Source organism: Streptomyces sp. C36 (assembly GCF_040932295.1).
Lineage (GTDB): Bacteria > Actinomycetota > Actinomycetes > Streptomycetales > Streptomycetaceae > Streptomyces > Streptomyces triculaminicus.
Genome location: NZ_JBFQGI010000007.1, coordinates 106,838 through 124,018, shown reverse-complemented (window position 1 = coordinate 124,018; position 17,181 = coordinate 106,838). Strand labels below are relative to the sequence as shown.

At 70.7% G+C, this 17,181-nt stretch carries 17 protein-coding genes; 11 read left to right on the top strand and 6 right to left on the bottom strand.

Annotated elements, in window-relative coordinates:
- Positions 1 to 14 precede the first annotated feature (14 nt).
- Entirely contained in the window at positions 15 to 1,436 is a 1,422-nt protein-coding gene (locus AB4K12_RS21860) for a PLP-dependent aminotransferase family protein (protein WP_368435802.1), read from the top strand.
- A gap of 57 nt (positions 1,437 to 1,493) precedes the next feature.
- Positions 1,494 to 3,890, top strand: a complete 2,397-nt coding sequence (locus tag AB4K12_RS21855) for a hypothetical protein (protein ID WP_368435801.1) — start codon at positions 1,494 to 1,496, stop codon at positions 3,888 to 3,890.
- Here AB4K12_RS21855 and AB4K12_RS21850 read toward each other — a convergent pair.
- Together AB4K12_RS21850 and AB4K12_RS21845 are read right to left on the bottom strand one after the other, a co-directional pair.
- Complete coding sequence (locus AB4K12_RS21850; protein WP_368435800.1) at positions 3,865 to 4,740, bottom strand: hypothetical protein; 876 nt, start codon at positions 4,738 to 4,740, stop codon at positions 3,865 to 3,867. The two genes, AB4K12_RS21855 and AB4K12_RS21850, sit on opposite strands and share 26 nt — an antisense overlap.
- A 147-nt stretch (positions 4,741 to 4,887) precedes the next feature.
- On the bottom strand, positions 4,888 to 5,241 hold the full coding sequence (locus tag AB4K12_RS21845) for a hypothetical protein (protein WP_368435799.1): 354 nt from the start codon (positions 5,239 to 5,241) through the stop codon (positions 4,888 to 4,890).
- Between the two features lie 120 nt (positions 5,242 to 5,361).
- Here AB4K12_RS21845 and AB4K12_RS21840 point away from each other — a divergent pair, with 120 nt between their 5' ends.
- Both AB4K12_RS21840 and AB4K12_RS21835 read left to right on the top strand, forming a co-directional pair.
- Positions 5,362 to 6,204 carry a helix-turn-helix domain-containing protein gene (locus AB4K12_RS21840; RefSeq protein WP_368435798.1) on the top strand — a complete coding sequence of 281 codons (843 nt, stop codon included), beginning with the start codon at positions 5,362 to 5,364 and terminating at the stop codon, positions 6,202 to 6,204.
- Positions 6,189 to 6,407 carry a DUF397 domain-containing protein gene (locus AB4K12_RS21835; RefSeq protein WP_368435797.1) on the top strand — a complete coding sequence of 73 codons (219 nt, stop codon included), beginning with the start codon at positions 6,189 to 6,191 and terminating at the stop codon, positions 6,405 to 6,407. Before AB4K12_RS21840 ends, AB4K12_RS21835 begins: the two co-directional genes overlap by 16 nt.
- Here the strand turns inward: AB4K12_RS21835 and AB4K12_RS21830 are convergent.
- Positions 6,388 to 7,239 (bottom strand): YwqG family protein, encoded by an 852-nt coding sequence (locus AB4K12_RS21830; RefSeq protein ID WP_368435796.1) that lies wholly within the window; start codon positions 7,237 to 7,239, stop codon positions 6,388 to 6,390. The two genes, AB4K12_RS21835 and AB4K12_RS21830, sit on opposite strands and share 20 nt — an antisense overlap.
- Before the next feature lie 225 nt (positions 7,240 to 7,464).
- Between AB4K12_RS21830 and AB4K12_RS21825 the strand changes: the two genes are divergently transcribed.
- Together AB4K12_RS21825 and AB4K12_RS21820 are read left to right on the top strand one after the other, a co-directional pair.
- A complete protein-coding gene (locus tag AB4K12_RS21825) occupies positions 7,465 to 7,788 on the top strand; it encodes a hypothetical protein (RefSeq protein WP_368435795.1) in 324 nt (107 codons plus the stop codon).
- Between the two features lie 10 nt (positions 7,789 to 7,798).
- Complete coding sequence (locus AB4K12_RS21820; RefSeq protein ID WP_368435794.1) at positions 7,799 to 9,001, top strand: glutathionylspermidine synthase family protein; 1,203 nt, start codon at positions 7,799 to 7,801, stop codon at positions 8,999 to 9,001.
- Positions 9,002 to 9,015: 14 nt separating this feature from the next.
- On the opposite strand, the gene AB4K12_RS21815 is transcribed toward AB4K12_RS21820, so the two are convergent.
- The gene (locus AB4K12_RS21815; RefSeq protein ID WP_368435792.1) at positions 9,016 to 9,837 is read right to left on the bottom strand and encodes a class I SAM-dependent methyltransferase; all 822 of its coding nucleotides are present in this window, start codon (positions 9,835 to 9,837) and stop codon (positions 9,016 to 9,018) included.
- A gap of 84 nt (positions 9,838 to 9,921) precedes the next feature.
- Here AB4K12_RS21815 and AB4K12_RS21810 point away from each other — a divergent pair, with 84 nt between their 5' ends.
- A complete protein-coding gene (locus AB4K12_RS21810; protein WP_368435791.1) occupies positions 9,922 to 10,914 on the top strand; it encodes an Lrp/AsnC family transcriptional regulator in 993 nt (330 codons plus the stop codon).
- A gap of 94 nt (positions 10,915 to 11,008) precedes the next feature.
- Here AB4K12_RS21810 and rocD read toward each other — a convergent pair whose 3' ends face one another.
- Positions 11,009 to 12,214: an ornithine--oxo-acid transaminase gene (rocD, locus tag AB4K12_RS21805; RefSeq protein WP_368435790.1), complete on the bottom strand. Its 1,206-nt coding sequence runs from the start codon at positions 12,212 to 12,214 to the stop codon at positions 11,009 to 11,011.
- 111 nt (positions 12,215 to 12,325) lie between these two features.
- On the opposite strand from rocD, the gene trpS reads away from it, so the two are divergent.
- The 3 genes from trpS to AB4K12_RS21790 all read left to right on the top strand — a co-directional run bounded on the left by trpS (position 12,326) and on the right by AB4K12_RS21790 (position 15,102).
- Positions 12,326 to 13,339, top strand: a complete 1,014-nt coding sequence (gene trpS / locus AB4K12_RS21800) for a tryptophan--tRNA ligase (protein WP_086572110.1) — start codon at positions 12,326 to 12,328, stop codon at positions 13,337 to 13,339.
- A gap of 142 nt (positions 13,340 to 13,481) precedes the next feature.
- Positions 13,482 to 14,087, top strand: a complete 606-nt coding sequence (locus AB4K12_RS21795) for a 2'-5' RNA ligase family protein (protein ID WP_368435789.1) — start codon at positions 13,482 to 13,484, stop codon at positions 14,085 to 14,087.
- 109 nt (positions 14,088 to 14,196) lie between these two features.
- Positions 14,197 to 15,102, top strand: coding sequence for a YihY/virulence factor BrkB family protein (locus tag AB4K12_RS21790; RefSeq protein ID WP_368435788.1), 906 nt, complete (start codon positions 14,197 to 14,199; stop codon positions 15,100 to 15,102).
- A 1-nt stretch (position 15,103) separates the two neighbouring features.
- On the opposite strand, the gene AB4K12_RS21785 is transcribed toward AB4K12_RS21790, so the two are convergent.
- A complete protein-coding gene (locus AB4K12_RS21785) occupies positions 15,104 to 16,804 on the bottom strand; it encodes a D-alanyl-D-alanine carboxypeptidase (RefSeq protein ID WP_368435787.1) in 1,701 nt (566 codons plus the stop codon).
- On the opposite strand from AB4K12_RS21785, the gene AB4K12_RS21780 reads away from it, so the two are divergent.
- Complete coding sequence (locus AB4K12_RS21780; RefSeq protein ID WP_242645488.1) at positions 16,704 to 16,985, top strand: SCO4848 family membrane protein; 282 nt, start codon at positions 16,704 to 16,706, stop codon at positions 16,983 to 16,985. The genes AB4K12_RS21785 and AB4K12_RS21780 overlap by 101 nt on opposite strands.
- Positions 16,986 to 17,181: the final 196 nt, after the last annotated feature.

The following is a 17,181-nucleotide window of genomic DNA, read 5'->3' as shown; positions in this document are numbered from 1 at the left end:
TATGGTCCATTTCCATGGCGGAAAATTGGGCCACTTACGGCACTGACCTGCACCTCGACCTCACCGGTCCCGGCGGCGTACGGGCCTGTCTGACCCGCGCCCTGCGCGAGTCCGTACGGACGGGCCGGCTGGCCCCGGGCACCCGGCTGCCCTCCTCGCGCACCCTCGCCGCCGACCTCGGCATCGCCCGCAACACCGTGGCCGAGGCCTACGGCGACCTCGTCGCGGAGGGCTGGCTCACCGCCCGCCAGGGCTCCGGCACCCGCGTGGCGACGCGCGCCGTCCCGCCCCGCGCGGACACCCCCGCGCGCGGCGCGCGCCCCACCGGTACCTCCCGTCCGGCCTACGACCTGATGCCCGGCACCGCCGACGTCTCCGCGTTCCCGCGCGCCGCCTGGCTCTCGGCCGCCCGCCGCGCACTGACCGCCGCCCCCAACTCCGCCCTCGGCTACACCGACCCGGCCGGCACACCCGAGCTACGGGCCGTACTCGCCGGCTACCTGGCCCGAGCCCGGGGCGTACGCGCCACCCCGGAACGGATCGTGGTCTGCTCGGGCTTCATGCAGGGCCTGGCCGTCCTGAGCCGGGTGCTGAAGGCACGAGGCGTGCGCGAGATGGGCGTCGAGTCCTACGGGCTGTGGTTCCACCGCTCCGTCATCGACCGCGCCGGGCTGCGTTCCACGCCGCTGCCCCTCGACGAACACGGCACGCGCGTCGAGGAACTGGCGGCCCACCGCTCCGCACGCGCCGTGCTGCTCACCCCCGCCCACCAGTTCCCTCTGGGCATGGCCCTGCACCCGGACCGGCGCGCCGCTGTCGTCGACTGGGCGGCGCGCACCGGCGGGCTGATCCTCGAGGACGACTACGACGGCGAGTTCCGCTACGACCGGCAGCAGGTCGGCGCGCTGCAGGGACTGGACCCCGAGCGCGTCGTCTACTTCGGCACCGCGAGCAAGAGCCTGGCCCCCGCGCTGCGGCTGGCGTGGATGGTGCTGCCCGAGCACCTCGTCGACGAGGCGCTCGCCGTCAAGGGCCAGGGCGAGTACGGGACGGGCGCCCTCGACCAGCTCACGCTCGCGGAGTTCATCGACTCCGGCGCGTACGACCGCCACCTGCGCGCCATGCGGCTGCGCTACCGCCGCCGCCGCGACCAGCTCGTCTCCGTCCTCGCCGAGCACGCCCCGCACGTCCGCGTCACCGGCATCGCCGCCGGCCTCCACGCGGTCCTGGAACTCCCGCCCGGCACCGAACGCGACACCCTCAAGGCAGCCGCCTGGCAGGGCCTGGCCCTGTCGGGCCTCAGCCGCTTCCGCCACCCCGAGGCCCCAGGGCCTGCGGCTTTGGACGGCCTGATCGCGGGCTACGGCACCCCACCGGACCACGCCTTCGCGGGCGTGCTCGACGCGCTGGTGAGAGCGCTGCGGGCGGTGGGGTGAGAGGGCGGGGGGCTGTCCCCGCTCGCGGGGTGAGCGGGGCGGTTCTACGGTCGAGATATGCCCCCACTGACGGTGGAAGCGCAGCTCCGGGCACGCGTGGCAGGCGGGAGGAAGCTCGACCTGGAGCCCCGGGGCCACGTGACGTGGGCTGACATGCGTGCTTGGGGCTTTGAGCGCACGATCGCCGCGTCGGCCCTTCGGAAGATCATCCTCGACGGAGAAACGGTGCACCCCGGGGGTGTGCGCCTGCGAGGGGCACGGATTCTCGGGCCCCTCGACCTGGAATCCGCAGAGTTGAAACGACACGTGGCGCTGGAGGACTGCGCGTTCGACGCCCCCGTTGCTCTCGACCATGCCACCGCCCTGCGGATCCGTTTCGAGCACTGCGACATGGCCGGGTTCACCGCCGAGAAGCTCCGGGCGACGTCCCTGGAGCTGACCGGCTCGAGGTTTCTGCCGCCCCCGCCGGGCGGGGCGCGGAGAGGGGTGCGGCTGAGCGGTGCGCGGTTCGCCGACCAGCTGAGCGTGTCCGCGGTGGAGCTCAGGGACGTGGACGAGGATGGCGTCGCGCTGGTCGCGGACGGGGTGCGGGTGGACGGACACCTGTCGCTGGAGCGCGTCAGGGCTTCCGGAGCGGTGTGGCTGAGCGGCGCCGATATCAAGGGGGACCTCGAGTGCGCCGAGGCCGGGTTCCTGGGGTGCGACAAGTACCGCAGTGCGCTGATGGCCGACGACGTCGGAGTCGGGGGACGGCTCGTCCTCAGGGAGGCCAGGAGTGCGATCGGGTCGGTCCGGTTGATGCAGGCGAGCATCGCGGGTGAGCTGGATGGAGTCGCGGCCCGGTTTCTGGGAGCGGACGCCGACAGGGATGCTCTGGTGGCCCCCGGTATCAGGGTCGATGGTTACGTGTCGTTGAGGGGCATGAAGGCCGGTGGCGCCCTGATCCTTTCGGGGGCGGAGATCAAGGGGCAGGTGAATCTCTCGTTCGTTGACTCCATGCGCGCCAATACCGACGGGTGCGCGGTGGAAGCGGACGGTCTCACTGTTCGTGGCGGAATGTTTCTGAGGGAATTCACGGCCAGGGGCGCGGTGCGGATGCTCGGCTCCGATATTGCGCTCCAGCTCGATTTCTCACGTGCCCGGTTCACCGGTACGAACGGTGACGAGGAGGTGGTGATCGCCGACGGGATGAAGGTGGGCGGAAAGGCCCTGTTCCGGTACCTGCGGGCGGGGGGTGCCGTGCGGCTGGGTGGCACCGACATCAAGGGGAACGTGTCCTTCGACAGGGCGGTGATCGCCCCTGATACACGTCATGGCGAGGCCTTGAACGCCGACCGGTCCGTGATGCGGGGGGATCTGAGCCTGCACAGCTTCACCGCCAAGGGGCCGGTATCCCTGCGTTCGGCCACGGTCGCGGGTCGGCTGGACTGCTCCTACGCCGAGCTCACAGGCGTCGACAGGCACCACAATGCGCTGATCGCCGACGGGATTCAGGTGGGTGGGCACCTGTGCCTGGGCGACAGGAACGAGACCACTGGACACATCAAACCGTTGCGGGTGCGGGGAACGGTACGGCTCGTCGGTGCCCGGATCAACGGCGCGCTTCGCATCGTGACGCTCGAGATGGCCGCCCGGCACACCGCTCTGGACGCGACCGGGGCGCGTATTTCGGACGAACTGCATTGGCTTCCGGTCTCACAGGTGCGCGGAAAGGTGATCCTCGAGAGAGCGTCGGCGCATCGTGTGGAGGACAACTGGGACGACGTGTGCCGCCCGCGCGCCTGGTGGCCCGGTGAGGGCGGGCTGCAGATGGCCGGCTTCACTTACGACGGCTTCGGCGGCAGGAACCGGGCCGAATACGAACAGCGGCTGAGCTGGATTCGTTGCGGCCATATAGAGAGAACCAAGTCGTCGCCTGGAGTGTTCGCCGCTCAGCCCTATGAACAACTGGCGCGTGTCTACAAGCAGACGGGGCAGGACAAGGAGGCTCGACAGATTTCCATCGCCCGCCGCCGAGACAAGCGAAAGCACAGCAAACTCCTCCGCCCTCGTCGGCTGTGGAGCTGGATCCTGGACAGAACCATTGCCTACGGATTCAAGACCTGGCGTATGGGCTACCTGCTTGTCGCCATCTGGGCTGTGGCGTTCGGCGCCTCTTATTGGGCCCAGCAGCAGGACGACCTGGTGATGCCGATCAGAAGCGTTGCGTCGGGGAACCCGGCCCCCACTGCGGACCACCCCCAGAAGGGCTACCCGGCCTTCGAGCCGGCCGCATACGCCGTCGATGTCGCCATCCCCGTGCTCAACCTGCACCAGGCCGAGTACTGGGGCCCCAACGGTGCCAAACCTGGGGGTGAGCGTTTCGCCTACGTCACCTATGGCTGCACAGTCGCCGGTTGGTTCACGGCGACCATGGCCGTCGTAGGCCTCACAGGGCTGGCGCGAAGGGACTGAGCGCCTCGCGGACGGCGGCCATGCCGCGTCTGGTCGCGGCGGCGGCACCAGAGGCGTCGTCGTGCGGTACGGCTGTGGCGAGCTCGTAGCGGCAGTCGCGGCATTGGGACTCTCCTGCAGCAGGCCGGATCATGCGGCCGCAGCCGCCTGCGCAGGCGCGGAGCGGGGACGGCGGGGGCGTGGGCTCGGGGGCCGGGTCGGGCATCTTGCGCAGGAGGCGGTTGCGGAGGAGCCCTCGCGCGGAGCGGACCTGGTCGGGGAGGCCGGAGGTCAGCTCGTCGCGGATCTCGCGCAGGCTCGCACCGCGCTGGAGCCACTCGGCGACGAGCGGGGCGAGAGCACGCACGTCGCGGGACGACAGGCGGAGGCGGCGCTCGCCCCGGGTGACGAGGGCCAGGGCCTGCGCGCCTCGCTCGGCGAGCGGGTGGTGGGGAGGTGGGGAAGTGTTCCCCTCAGTGTTTTCTTGGGGACGGCCGACGTCCCGAGGTGTCGGTTCACCGACGGCCGGTTTCGGAGCAGCCGGTGGGCGACCGGCCGCCGCTGCGGCTTCCTCCGCCGTAAGGGGGGTGTTCGAGATCAGTTGCTGGGTGGCCCAGCGGCCTGCGATGCCCTGACGTTTCCATTCGTGGACGTAGCCCTCGGCGAGCAACTCGCCCTTGGCGCGCGTGAAGGCGGTCTTCTTGATCCCCGCGCGCTTGGCGGTCTCCGAGAGCGACACGTCGACGCCGGGCGGGAGCGCGAGCTGCCACAGGAGCAGGCGGACGGCCTCGGCGGAGAGGCGGGGGTGACGGATGATCTCGTTCGGAACCTGGGTGAAGGAATGCGCCGGAGCGCTAACATGCTTCAGCATCTGACGGGAGCTCTTATCTCCTCGTGGGTGTAGACCCCCTTCGCCGGTTGCCGCCAGCGTGGGGGGTCGCTTGTGCGCAAACGTACTGCGCGAGCGTGCCTGAAGGGCCCCTTCCGCCACGCCAACACCCGTACGGCTAACGCCCGATCAAGTGTGCGCCCGTCGCTGATGCAGCCCCATGCTCCACGCCAAAGCCGCCGCACCCTCGCGATCGCCCCCACGCTGGGCCGTGGCCCACTCCTGCTTGATCGACCGGCACTCCCCGCAGGGCTGCCCGGACTCCCGCGCCCCCGAATACGCCGCGAGCGCGGCGGTGATCAGTCGCGCCTCGTCTTCCCGCAGCGGACTGAGGAACGTCACGTACGGCTGCCCGTACGACGGCGGCTCGGGCACGACCTGGACCGAGTGTCCGTGCGCGCGCAGCGCATCGTGCAACTCCACCGCCACGCGGGCAGCGGTCTGGCGGATCGCCTCGGGGTCGGCGGGCTGGGGCATGGGCATGGGCGGGTACCTCGGTCGTGGTGTGTGCACTCCGGTTTCGGTTCCCAGCATCGGGGTGTGGAGCTACGCTCACCAGGGGTAACGGTTTTCGGCGCGTCAATCCGTAAACAGGTGGCAACAGTGCCCGCACCCAAGGAACTCGACCCTTCGACATCGCTGGCCGCCCTGTACGGCGCCAAGTTGCGCAAGTTGCGCGTACGAGCCGGTTGGACACAAAAGGAGTTGGGCGACAGGATCCCTATCGCCCACAGCCGGATCGCTCAGTACGAGCTGGGTAACGAGACGCCGAAGAAGGACGTCTCCGACCAGCTGGACAAGCTCCTGGGGGCGGATGGCGACCTGTCCGACCTGTGGGTTCACCTCGATCGGTTTCCGCCCACGGACGCGTTCCGCAAGTACAGGGAGTACGAGGACAGGGCCACTGCGTTGCATCAATACCAGGCTCACTGCATGCCCGGATTGTTGCAGACCGAGGCATACGCTCGTGAGCTGATGCACTGTGCGCTGCCATGGTGTGCTGCAGACGAGATCGAGGAAAAGGTGGCCGCACGGCTTGCCCGACGGAGAGTCCTCGTGAAGGAGGTGCCTCCGCTGCTGTGGGTCGTACTGGACGAGGCGGCGATCCGGCGTCCAGTCGGTGGCCCGACAGTCATGCGCGAGCAGCTGAGCTACCTGGTGGAGGCGTCCAGGAGTCCGAACATCGAGCTGCAGGTTCTGCCGTTCGCGGCTGGCGGGCACGCGGTCATGGGGGGATCGGTGACCATGCTGTCCTTCGAGAACGCACCGGATGTGGTGTACCTCGAGGGCGGCCCCTCGCTTACCGACCTAGTGAGGGATCGCAAGGCGGTAGCGCAGCATTCCCATCGGTACGATCTTGTGCACGCCTTGGCGCTCGCACCAGCCTTGTCTACCAAGTGGATTGAAAGGGCAATGGAGGATCTCGAATCATGCGAATTGACCTGAGCGACGCCAGCTGGCGTAAGTCGACGTATAGCGCTGGGCAGGAAGAATGCCTCGAGGTCGCCGACAACATACCCGGCGGCCTCGTCCCCGTCCGCGACAGCAAGAACCCCTCAGGCCCCGCCCTGGCCTTCCCGGCCGGGGCCTGGGCCCGGTTCGTCGACCACCTGGCCCAGCGGCAGCGACTCAGCAGCACTGCCAGGTGAACATCGCCCGGTCGAAGCGGCGTTCGGCGAGGTCTTCGGGGCGTATGAGCCAGTAGAGGCAGCCGGTGTCGCCCCACATCATCTGGGCGCGGTGGTCGGAGTCGAACTGGGCCAGCAGCGTCCAGCGACGGGCCTCGGCCTCCATGGCGGGTTCGCCCCAGGCGACCTTGCCGCCGAGGACGGCGTGAGCGATCTCGTGGTCCACCGGGTTCTGGACGGCGGTGGCGTGGCCGCCCACGCGGTGGCAGGCGTTGCCCGCGAGGTCCCAGAGCGCGTTCCGGAACTCCTCCGGGAACGCCGTGTCGTCGTAGGAGTCGGAGACGGTCGCCTCGATCACGGCGGTCAGCGGGACCTCGCGGTAGGTCTCCACGTCCTCGAGGTCCTCGACCAGGCCCTCGAGCAGGTCCTCCGGCATTGCTCGTTCGGCGGTCGGGGTGCCGGCGGGGACGTAGATGATGCGCGCGCCTGCCAGGGTCTCCGGTTCACCCGGGTTGACCAGGGCGTCGCCGTCGTCGATCTGGCCGTCGAAGTAGAAGAAGTTCAGCGTGCCGTCGGCAGGCAGCTCGATGTCGAGGGCGCCGGACGGCAGCGCGGCGCAGTCGAGGGAGGCGACGAAGGCGAGGGGGCCGTGGCCGTCCCATACCGGCCACTCCACGTCGTCCGGCAGCAGGGGCAGGCTTCCGAGGCGGCCGACGACCGGGTCGGAGCCGGAGGCGGCCTTCAGGCGGGCCGCGGGGCGCAGCCCGGCGATCCAGCGCTCGGCGGCGTCGGCGGGGAGGTGGGCACGGGCCAGGTCGTGCAGGGTGGCGGCGTCGGCGAAAGACTCGGTCATGGCTCGATGATGCAGGGCGCCACTGACAATTCCGTCCGCCTGGTCACCCTTTGACCGTGCTCCTGACAAACCTGTGACCGAGCCGGGACCGGCCGGAAACCGACCCTCACCGGCCGGCGGCTTAGGGTGTGTGGACTTATCCGCGACGGGGGCGTCCCACACATGGCACACACGCCACACAAGACACGAAGGCGACTTCGTTCCAGCACGGTGATACTCGGCGGCATGGGCGCGCTCGCCGCCACGCTCACCGCCTGCGGTTCGGAACCGGACAAGCGCTGCGTCGACCCGAACAGCTACGACGTGAGCCGGGGATACAAGGTCCTCGACTCCAAGGCCTGCAAGAAGAGCGGAGGCTCCACGTCCTCGAGCTCGAGCTCCGGCTCCAGCAGTGGCGGCTCGTCCTCCGCGCGCTGGTACTACGACTCCTCCAAGTCGAACAACGGCGGATTCGCCGACCGGGGCACGTTCAGCAAGAGCCAGGCCGTCGACCGGGGCGGCTTCGGCTGTTCGTCGTCGTCCTCGCACGGCGGCTCGAGCGGCGGCTGAGCGCAGAGCGATGCAGCGTCACCGCATATCCCCCCGGCCCGGCTGGCAGGAGATCGTCGAGGAGCAGGGGCTGATCTACCCCCTTGCTCGTCAGCCCGACGGTTCGCTGCGTCCCTACTGGGACGAGAGCGCGTACTACTCCTTCACCCTGCCCGAGGTCGAGGCGCTCGAGGAGGTCGTGGAGGAGCTGCACGGCATGTGCCTGGAGGCCGCCGCGCACATCGTCGACCAGGACCGCTTCGCCGACCTCGGCATCACCGATCCCGGTCTGAAGTACCTGGTCGCCGAGTCCTGGCAGCGCCGTGCGGAGCTGCCCACCCTCTACGGGCGGTTCGACCTGCGCTACGACGGCCGCCCGGGCGGCGGCCCGGCGAAGATGCTGGAGTACAACGCCGACACGCCCACCTCCCTGGTGGAGGCCGCCGGACCGCAGTGGTTCTGGATGGAGGAACGTTTCGCCGACGTTCCGCACGCCGACCAGTGGAACTCCCTCCACGAGCGGCTCGTCGATGCCTGGAAGCGCCAGGCCGCCCTCCTGCCGCCCGGCGCGCCCGTGCACTTCGCGCACTCGGCCGGGGACGAGCTGGGCGAGGACCTGATGACGGTCGCCTATCTCCAGGAGACCGCCGAACAGGCCGGCATCACCACCGAGGCCATCTCCATGGAGGACATCGGCTGGGACCGGCTCTCGGGACGCTTCGTCGACAAGAAGCTCCGCTTCATCCGGTCCTGCTTCAAGCTCTACCCCTGGGAGTGGCTGGCCACCGACGACTTCGGCCCCCAGGCCCTGGACACCCTTGACAACGGCGGCGGCACGGGCTCGACCCTGTGGATCGAGCCCGCGTGGAAGATGCTGCTCTCCAACAAGGCCCTGCTGGCCATCCTCTGGGAGCTCTTCCCCGACCACCCCAACCTTCTCCCCGCCTACCTCGACGGCCCGCGCGAGCTGGCCCGTACGAACGGCTACGTCGCCAAGCCGCTGCTCGGCCGCGAGGGTGCCGGCGTCACCCTCCACGCACCCGGCGCCGAACCGGTCGTCCGGGACGAGCCCTGCTGCTACCAGGAGCTTGCCGCGCTGCCCGAATTCGACGGCAACCACGTCGTCCTGGGCGCGTGGGTGGTCGGCGACGAGTCCGCCGGCCTCGGTATCCGCGAGAGCTCGGGCCTGATCACGGACGAGTACGCGCGCTTCATCCCCCACGTGATCCTCTGAGAGCACGTGATCCTCTAACGGAGGGCGTGCACCAGCCACCCCGACATCCCGGGGCCGCCCTCCACGTGCCGCCCCAGTGCCTCTCCGACGCCGGCGAACGACCGGACCTCGGCCTTCCAGCCGCGCTCCGAGAGCAGCGCTCCGGGATCGTCCGCCCCGTAGTGCCATGCCGAGCCCCACTCCTCCATCCGCTCCAGCATCGGCCGGGCCTCCGGGGCGGCGAGAAGCCGCGCGGACACGAAGTCGGTCAGCAGGTGGCTGCCGGGCGCGGAGAGCGCCGAGATCCTCTCGAACAGGGTGTGGACGTCCGGCTCCCGCAGATACTGCGTGAGCCCTTCCACCAGCCAGCACGTGGGCAGGTCCGCCCTGAACCCCGCACCGGCCAGGGCCTCCTCCCAGCCGGCCGCCGCGAGGTCGACGCCCACCGCCACCCGGCGGCAGGCCGGCGCGACCCCGGCCGCCAGCTGTTCCTTGCGGTCCAGCAGCTCCGGCCGGTCCAGTTCGTAGACCGTCACATCGTCCGGCAGACCCAGCCGGTACGCGCGCGTGTCCATTCCCGCCGCGACGATCACGAGCTGGCGAGGACCCCCGTGCCCCACCGCGCCCCCGATCGCCTCGTCGAAGAACCGCGTCCGTACCGGGATCGCCGCCACGTCGCCGACCGTCTCGAGCAGGGCCATGGCGGAGGGCCCCGCGAGCTTCGCGGCCAGCGGATCGTGGAAGAGGGCGTCCGCCCGCGCCGACTCCCGTGCCCGCATGGCGGCGGTGAGAAGAGCCGTCTTCGCGACGGGGTCGAGCGTGTTCGCATGCGTATCGAGTGTGTTCGCATTCGTCATGCCGAGGACTCTCACCGGACCGGCCGTCCCGCGTCCTCAACCGGGCCCACCCTGACGGAATGCGACATCGGATAGCGTTTTCCGGTGGATTCCGTCATACGCGATCTCGACCTCCTCGACCGGCAGTTGGTGCACGCCCTCCAGATCGACGGGCGCGCCCCGTTCAGCCGGATCGCCGCCGTCCTCGGCGTCTCGGACCGTACGGTCGCCCGCCGTTACCATCGCCTCCGCGCCGGCGGGGTCCTCCGCGTCACCGGGATGCCGGACGCCGGCAGCCTCGGCCTCGTCGACTGGGCCGTGCGCCTCCAGTGTGTCCCCGGCGCCTCGGCCGAGATCGCCGCCGCGCTCGTCGAGCGGGCGGACACGTCATGGGTGGGGCTCGCCTCCGGTGGCACCGAGATCACCTGCATCACCCGGGCCCGCGGCGGGTCCGCCCAGGGCAGCATGCTGCTGTCCAGACTGCCCAGGACGTCCCGGATCACCGGTGTGACCGCCCACTGCATCCTGCGCATGGTCGCCGGCGCGGGCGGCTGGCCGGGCCGTACCGCCGCGCTCGACGCACGGCAGACCGAGGAGCTGTCCCGTCTCGCCGCGCCCGGCGCGCCTTCTCGCGACGTGCGGCCGGGCACCGCCGACGACCGCCTCTTCGCCGCCCTCGCCAAGGACGGCCGCGCCGCCGTCGGCGAGCTGGCCGCCGCGACGGGGTGGTCGGAGTCCACCGTCCGCCGCCGGATCGACGAACTCCGCGCCGCCGGGACGCTGTACTTCGAGATCGACATCGACCCGGCGCTCTACGGCTTCACCCAGGAGGCCGTGCTGTGGCTGACCGTCGCGCCCGGCGAGCTCACCGCCGTCGCCGAGGCCCTCGCCGGTCACCCCGAGGTCGCGTACGCCGCGGCCGTAACCGGGCCGGCCAACATGATGGCGGTCGTCGCCGTCCGGGACGCCGACGCGCTGTACGACTACCTCGCCACGCGCGTCGGCGCACTGCCGGGCATACGGGGCGCCGAGACCACACCGGTCACCCGACACGTCAAGAGATCCGGCACCCTGCTCACCCCAGCGCGGGCCCGCTGAGCGAAGCCCAGGCGGGCTTCCCATCCGAGGGGGCCCGGGCGGGAAGCCCGGACCCCGCGGGCGGCCTCCGGAAGCCCGGAAGCCCGGCGGCCCGTCAGCCCCCCAGCACCTCGCGGAGCTGCTCCAGCCCCCAGTTGAGGTCCTCCTTGGTGATGACCAGCGGCGGGGCGATGCGGATCGTCGAGCCGTGGGTGTCCTTCACGAGCACGCCGCGTGCCATCAGGCGCTCCGAGATCTCGCGGCCCGTGCCGACCTCCGGCGCGATGTCGACGCCCGCCCACAGGCCGCGGCCGCGGACGGCGGTCACGGCGCCGGCGCCGGTCATGAGGCCGAGTTCGCGGTGGAGGTGCTCGCCCAGTTCGGTGGCGCGCTCCTGGTACTCGCCGGAGCGCAGGATGGCGATGACCTCGAGGGCCACCGCGCACGCCAGCGGGTTCCCGCCGAAGGTGGAGCCGTGCTCGCCGGGGCGGTGGAGGCCGAGGACGGCGCGGGAGGAGACGACCGCGGACACCGGGACCACGCCGCCGCCCAGGGCCTTGCCCAGGACGTACATGTCCGGGACCACGCCCTCGTGCTCGCAGGCGAACGTCCGGCCGGTCCGGCCCAGCCCGGACTGGATCTCGTCGGCGATGAAGAGGACGTTCCGCTCGCTCGTCAGCCGCCGTACGCCCGCCAGATAGCCGGGCGGGGGCACCAGCACGCCCGCCTCGCCCTGGATGGGCTCGAGCAGCACCGCCACCGTGTCCTCGTCGACCGCCGCCTCCAGCGCCGCGAGGTCGCCGTAGGGGACGATCTCGAAGCCGGGGGTGTACGGGCCGTAGTCCGCCCGCGCCTCGGGGTCCGTGGAGAAGCTGACGATGGTCGTCGTCCGGCCGTGGAAGTTGTTCTCGGCGACGACGATCTTCGCGCGCCCGTCCGGCACGCCCTTGACGCGGTAGCCCCACTTGCGGGCGGTCTTCACGGCCGTCTCGACCGCCTCCGCGCCGGTGTTCATCGGCAGCACCATCTCCATGCCGCACAGCTGCGCGAGCTCCGCGCAGAACTCCGCGAACCGGTCGTGGTGGAAGGCCCGCGACGTCAGCGTCACCCGGTCGAGCTGCTGTTTGGCCGCGTTGATCAGCCGGCGGTTGCCGTGGCCGAAGTTCAGCGCCGAATAGCCGGCGAGCATGTCGAGGTAGCGGCGCCCCTCGACGTCGGTCATCCACGCGCCCTCCGCGGTCGCGACCACGACCGGGAGCGGGTGGTAGTTGTGCGCGCTGTACTCCTCGGCGGCGGCGATGCTGCGTTCCGTGGCTGTCAACGTGTGCTCCGTTCCTGCTGTAGGGGGTTCGGGGCATGCTGCTGACGCCTTTCTACACCCGCCTACGCACCGCTGAGCCGAGTCCGGTTCAGCACCTGAGAGAATGTGTGCATGGCCCTTGATCGTCCGCGCGCTCTCTCCGGTATCCAGCCCACCGCAGGCTCGTTCCACCTCGGGAACTACCTCGGTGCCGTCCGTCAGTACGTGGCCCTGCAGGAGACCCACGACGCCTTCTACATGGTGGTCGACCTGCACGCGATCACGGTCCCGCAGGACCCGAAGGAGCTGCGGGCGAACACCCGCATCGCCGCCGCGCAGCTGCTCGCCGCCGGCCTGGACCCGGACCGTTGCACCCTGTTCATCCAGAGCCACGTGCCCGAGCACGCGCAGCTCGCCTGGGTGATGAACTGCCTCACCGGCTTCGGCGAGGCCTCCCGCATGACGCAGTTCAAGGACAAGTCCGCCAAGCAGGGCGCCGAGGGCACCACCGTCGGTCTGTTCACCTACCCGGTCCTGCAGGTGGCCGACATCCTCCTCTACCAGGCCGACTCCGTGCCGGTGGGTGAGGACCAGCGCCAGCACATCGAGCTGACCCGCGACCTCGCCGAGCGCTTCAACGGCCGCTTCGGCCAGACCTTCCGCATGCCGGCCGCGCACATCGTCCGCGAGACGGCGAAGATCTACGACCTGCAGGACCCGTCCGCCAAGATGAGCAAGTCGGCGGCCACGGCCAAGGGTCTGATCAACCTGCTGGACGAGCCCAAGGTCTCCGCGAAGAAGATCAAGAGCGCGGTCACCGACACCGACACGGTCATCCGCTTCGACGCCGAGAACAAGCCGGGCGTCAGCAACCTCCTCACCATCTACTCCACGCTCACCGGCACCACGATCGCCGAGCTCGAGCAGAAGTACGAGGGCAAGGGCTACGGCGCGCTCAAGACCGACCTCGCCGAGGTCATGGTGGAGTGGGTGACCCCCTTCCGCGCCCGTACGCAGGAGTACCTCGACGACCCGGAGACGCTGGACGCCGTCCTGGCCAAGGGCGCGGAGAAGGCCCGTGCCGTCGCCGCCGAGACGCTGGCCCAGGCCTACGACAGGATGGGTTTCCTGCCCGCGAAGCACTGAGCCATCCGGATACGGTTCGGCGGCTTCCGTGCACGTCGGGACCGTGATCCGGGCGGCGCAGGACCAGGTGATCTGGCAGTGGACGCGGCCCAGCCGTCACACTGACCACGGGGACGTACAGGCGCACAGGAGGGAGAACGCAGTGGGGACCGTAACGCTCGGCGTTTCGATCGCGGTCCCGGAGCCGTACGGAAGCTTCCTCCAGAAGCGCCGCGAGAGCTTCGGCGACCCGCACGCCCACGGCATTCCCACGCATGTCACCCTCCTGCCGCCCACCGAGGTGGACGCCTCGTCGCTGCCCGCGATCGAGGACCACCTCGCCGAGGTCGCGGCCGAGGGCCGGCCGTTCCGGATGCGCCTGTCCGGGACGGGTACGTTCCGACCGCTGTCGCCGGTCGTCTTCGTCAACGTGGTCGAGGGCTCCTCGTCCTGCGCCTGGCTGCAGAAGCGGGTGCGGGACGCCTCCGGGCCGGTGGCCCGCGAGCTGCAGTTCCCCTACCACCCGCACGTCACGATCGCCCACGGCATCCCCGAGGAGGCCATGGACCGGGCCTTCGAGGAGCTCGCGGACTACGAGGCGGCCTGGACCGTCAACGACTTCGCGCTGTACGAGCAGGGCGCGGACGGCGTGTGGCGGCTGGAGCGTGATTTCCCTTTCGGACGGACTGACGGGGAACACCCACCCCCGGGCGTGCCGCGGCAGACCGACCAGGCGGGCCGGGCACGCCCACAGGCGCCCTCCCACTGAGCGCGCCCGCAGGCGCCCTCACCTGAGCGCGCCCGTACGCCGCGACATCACTCCGTTTCACCCGTCCGGGTGAGGCGTACGCCCGTCCGGGGAATGGTAGAAGTCGATCATGGACTGGCTGACCCGGCTGCCCCTGATCGGCACCCTCCTCACGAAGGTCATGCGCACGCACGCGTGGCGCTCGTACGAGACCCTCGACCGGGTGAAGTGGACCCGGCTCGCCGCCGCGATCACCTTCACCAGCTTCGTCGCCCTCTTCCCGCTGCTGACCCTGGGCACGGCGGTCGCGGCCGCCACGCTGAGCGACGCCCGCACACGTGACCTCGAGCGGCGGATCGCCGAGCAGGTGCCCGGCCTCGCCGGCGGCCTCGACCTCAGGGGCCTCACCGAGAACGCCGGCACCATCGGCCTCGTCGCGGGCGCCCTGCTGCTGTTCACCGGCATCAGCTGGGTGGGCTCGCTGCGCGAGTGCCTGCGGGCGGTGTGGGAGCTGGAGGAGGACCCCGGCAACCCCATACTGCTCAAGATCAAGGACGCGGTCCTGCTGGTGGGCCTGGGCGGGGTCTTCCTGCTGTCGGCCGCCTGCTCGGCGTTCGCGTCGGCGGCGGCGGGCTGGGTGGTCGACCAGGCCGGCCTCGGCGGGGTCGGCGCTCTGCTGACGGCGGCGGGCTTCTGCGCCGCCGTCCTCGCCGACTTCCTGATGATGGTGTTCGTGCTGTCCCGGCTGCCCGGAGTGCATCCCGGCCGGCGCCGGCTCGTGGCGGGCGCGCTGATCGGAGCGGTCGGCTTCGAGGTGCTCAAGCTGGTGCTGAGCGGCTATCTGCAGGGCGTGGCGGCCAAGAGCATGTACGGGGCCTTCGGCACGCCGATCGCCCTGCTGCTGTGGATCAACTTCACGGCGAAGCTCACGCTCTACTGCGCCGCGTGGACGGCGACGAACGGACCCGCCGAGACATCCGACGGGTCCGCCCGTACGTCCGCCACGTCCGCCGAGGCGGCACAGGGCGAGGCGTAGCTCAGCTGTCGCCCGGCTTGTCGCCGGGCTGGGCACCCGGCTGGGCACCCGGCTTGTGGTCCGGCTTCGGGGGAGCCCCCGGTGTCTCGGGCGTCACCGGCGTCACCGACATCTCGGGCGTCACCGGCGTCCCAGGCTTCCGGTCCTGCCCCGGCTCGGCCGGGGACCGGTGCCGGGCCCGGGCCGGCAGCGGGTGGCGGCGGTTGACCACGAAGCCCGCGATCGCCAGCAGGGCCAGCGCCGCGCCCGTGAGGCCGACCGCCGTCCACATGCCGTCGCCGCCGCTTCCGACGACCGACGCCTGGGCGCTCTCCCCGCCCTGCCCGGCCGTCCTCCCGCCCGGCTTGTCGGTCCCGCCCTTGGGGGTCACGAGCATGCCGACCGGCTTGACGTGGCCCGCCGCCTCGAAGCCCCAGTCCAGCAGCTTCGCGGTCTCCTTGTAGACCTGGTTGGGCTCCTTGATGTCGGGGTTCATGACCGTCACCAGGAGCTTGCGGCCGTCGTGCTGGGCGACGCCGGTGAAGGTGTTGCCGGCGTTGGTGGTGGAACCGTTCTTCACACCCGCCATGCCCTTGTAGGCGGGCACGCCCTGGCCGGTGAGCAGCCGGTTGGTGTTGGTGATGGGGAACGTCTCGCGCTTCTTGCCCGGCTTCTCCTCGCCCGGGAACTGCGCGGTGGCCGTCGAGCAGTACTCGCGGAAGTCCGCCTTCTGCAGGCCCGAGCGCGCGAAGAGCGTCAGGTCGTAGGCGCTGGAGACCTGGCCGTCGGCGTCGTAGCCGTCGGGCGTGACGACGTGGGTGTCGAAGGCCTGGAGGTCGTCGGCGTGGGCCTGCATGTCCTTGACGGTCCGGGCGATGCCGCCGTTCATCGAGGACAGCACGTGCACCGCGTCGTTGCCCGAACGGAGGAACACCCCCAGCCACATGTCGTGGACGGAGTACGACGAGTCCTCCTTGATCCCCACGGCGCTGCTGCCCTCGCCCATGCCCTCCAGCTCCGCCGGCCGCACCCGGTGCTGCTCGTTCTTGGGCAGCTTCGGCAGCACGGTGTCGGCGAAGAGCATCTTCAGGGTGGACGCCGGGGGCAGCCGCCAGTGGGCGTTGCGGGCGGCCAGGATCTCGCCGGACTCGGCGTCGGCGACGAGCCAGGAGTCGCCGCTGAGCTCCTCCGGCAGCGCGGGCGCCCCCGGTTCGGGCTGGACCTGGGTGCCGGGCTTGCCGAGCAGCTCGCCGCCCACCGTGGACATCCTGGCCGGCGGCTGCTTGGGGGGCAGCTTGGGGGGCTTGCCCTTGCCGTCGGCGCCCGGGCTCGCGCTGGAGCTCGGGTTCGGCGTCGGGGCGGCCAGGGCCGGGGCCGCGACCGCCAGGGGGAGCAGCAGCGAGGCACCGGCCGCCAGCGCGGCGGCGGTGGTGACGGCGGTGCGGGAGCGTCGGCGGCCCGTCGCGGAGTACCGCGCGGCGGAACGCGGCGGAGGTGATGTCTTCGTCGGCACGCTGGTGAACGTACCTCCACGCCCCGTGAGGGAAGACGGCGCCTCACGGCGGGCCCGCGTCGAGGACCCGATAGGACCAGTGCGGGCGGCTAAACGCATACTGAAACCCATGGTGAAGTCTTCCGGGGATGCCGCCCCCCGAACCCCCGCGACCCTCTCGCGTCCCGTGTCCTGGTTCCTGCTCGCCTTCGGGGTGTGGAGCTGGTTCATCTGGATCACTTTCGTCAAGAACCTCTGGAAGGACGGCAGCGGGCTCGCCTTCGACGACTCCGGTGATCCGACCGCGTACTTCTGGGTGCATCTGCTGCTCGCGATCACCTCGTTTCTTCTGGGGACGGCTGTCGGGATCATCGGGTTGCGTGGCGTACGGGCGTTGCGGCGCAGCTCATAACGGACGCTCCGGGCCCCTTCCACCCCCCGGTCGGCGATCACTTGGCCGATTCCCAGGACGTACGCACGTTCGTGTGTTTACCGTGATGCGCATCACTGGGCGGGAGGGGCGCAGGCGATGCGTGGTGTACGGAAACGGGTGGGTGCGGTAGGTCTGGCGGCGCTGCTGACGGCAGCCGTCGGCGGCTGTGGGATCA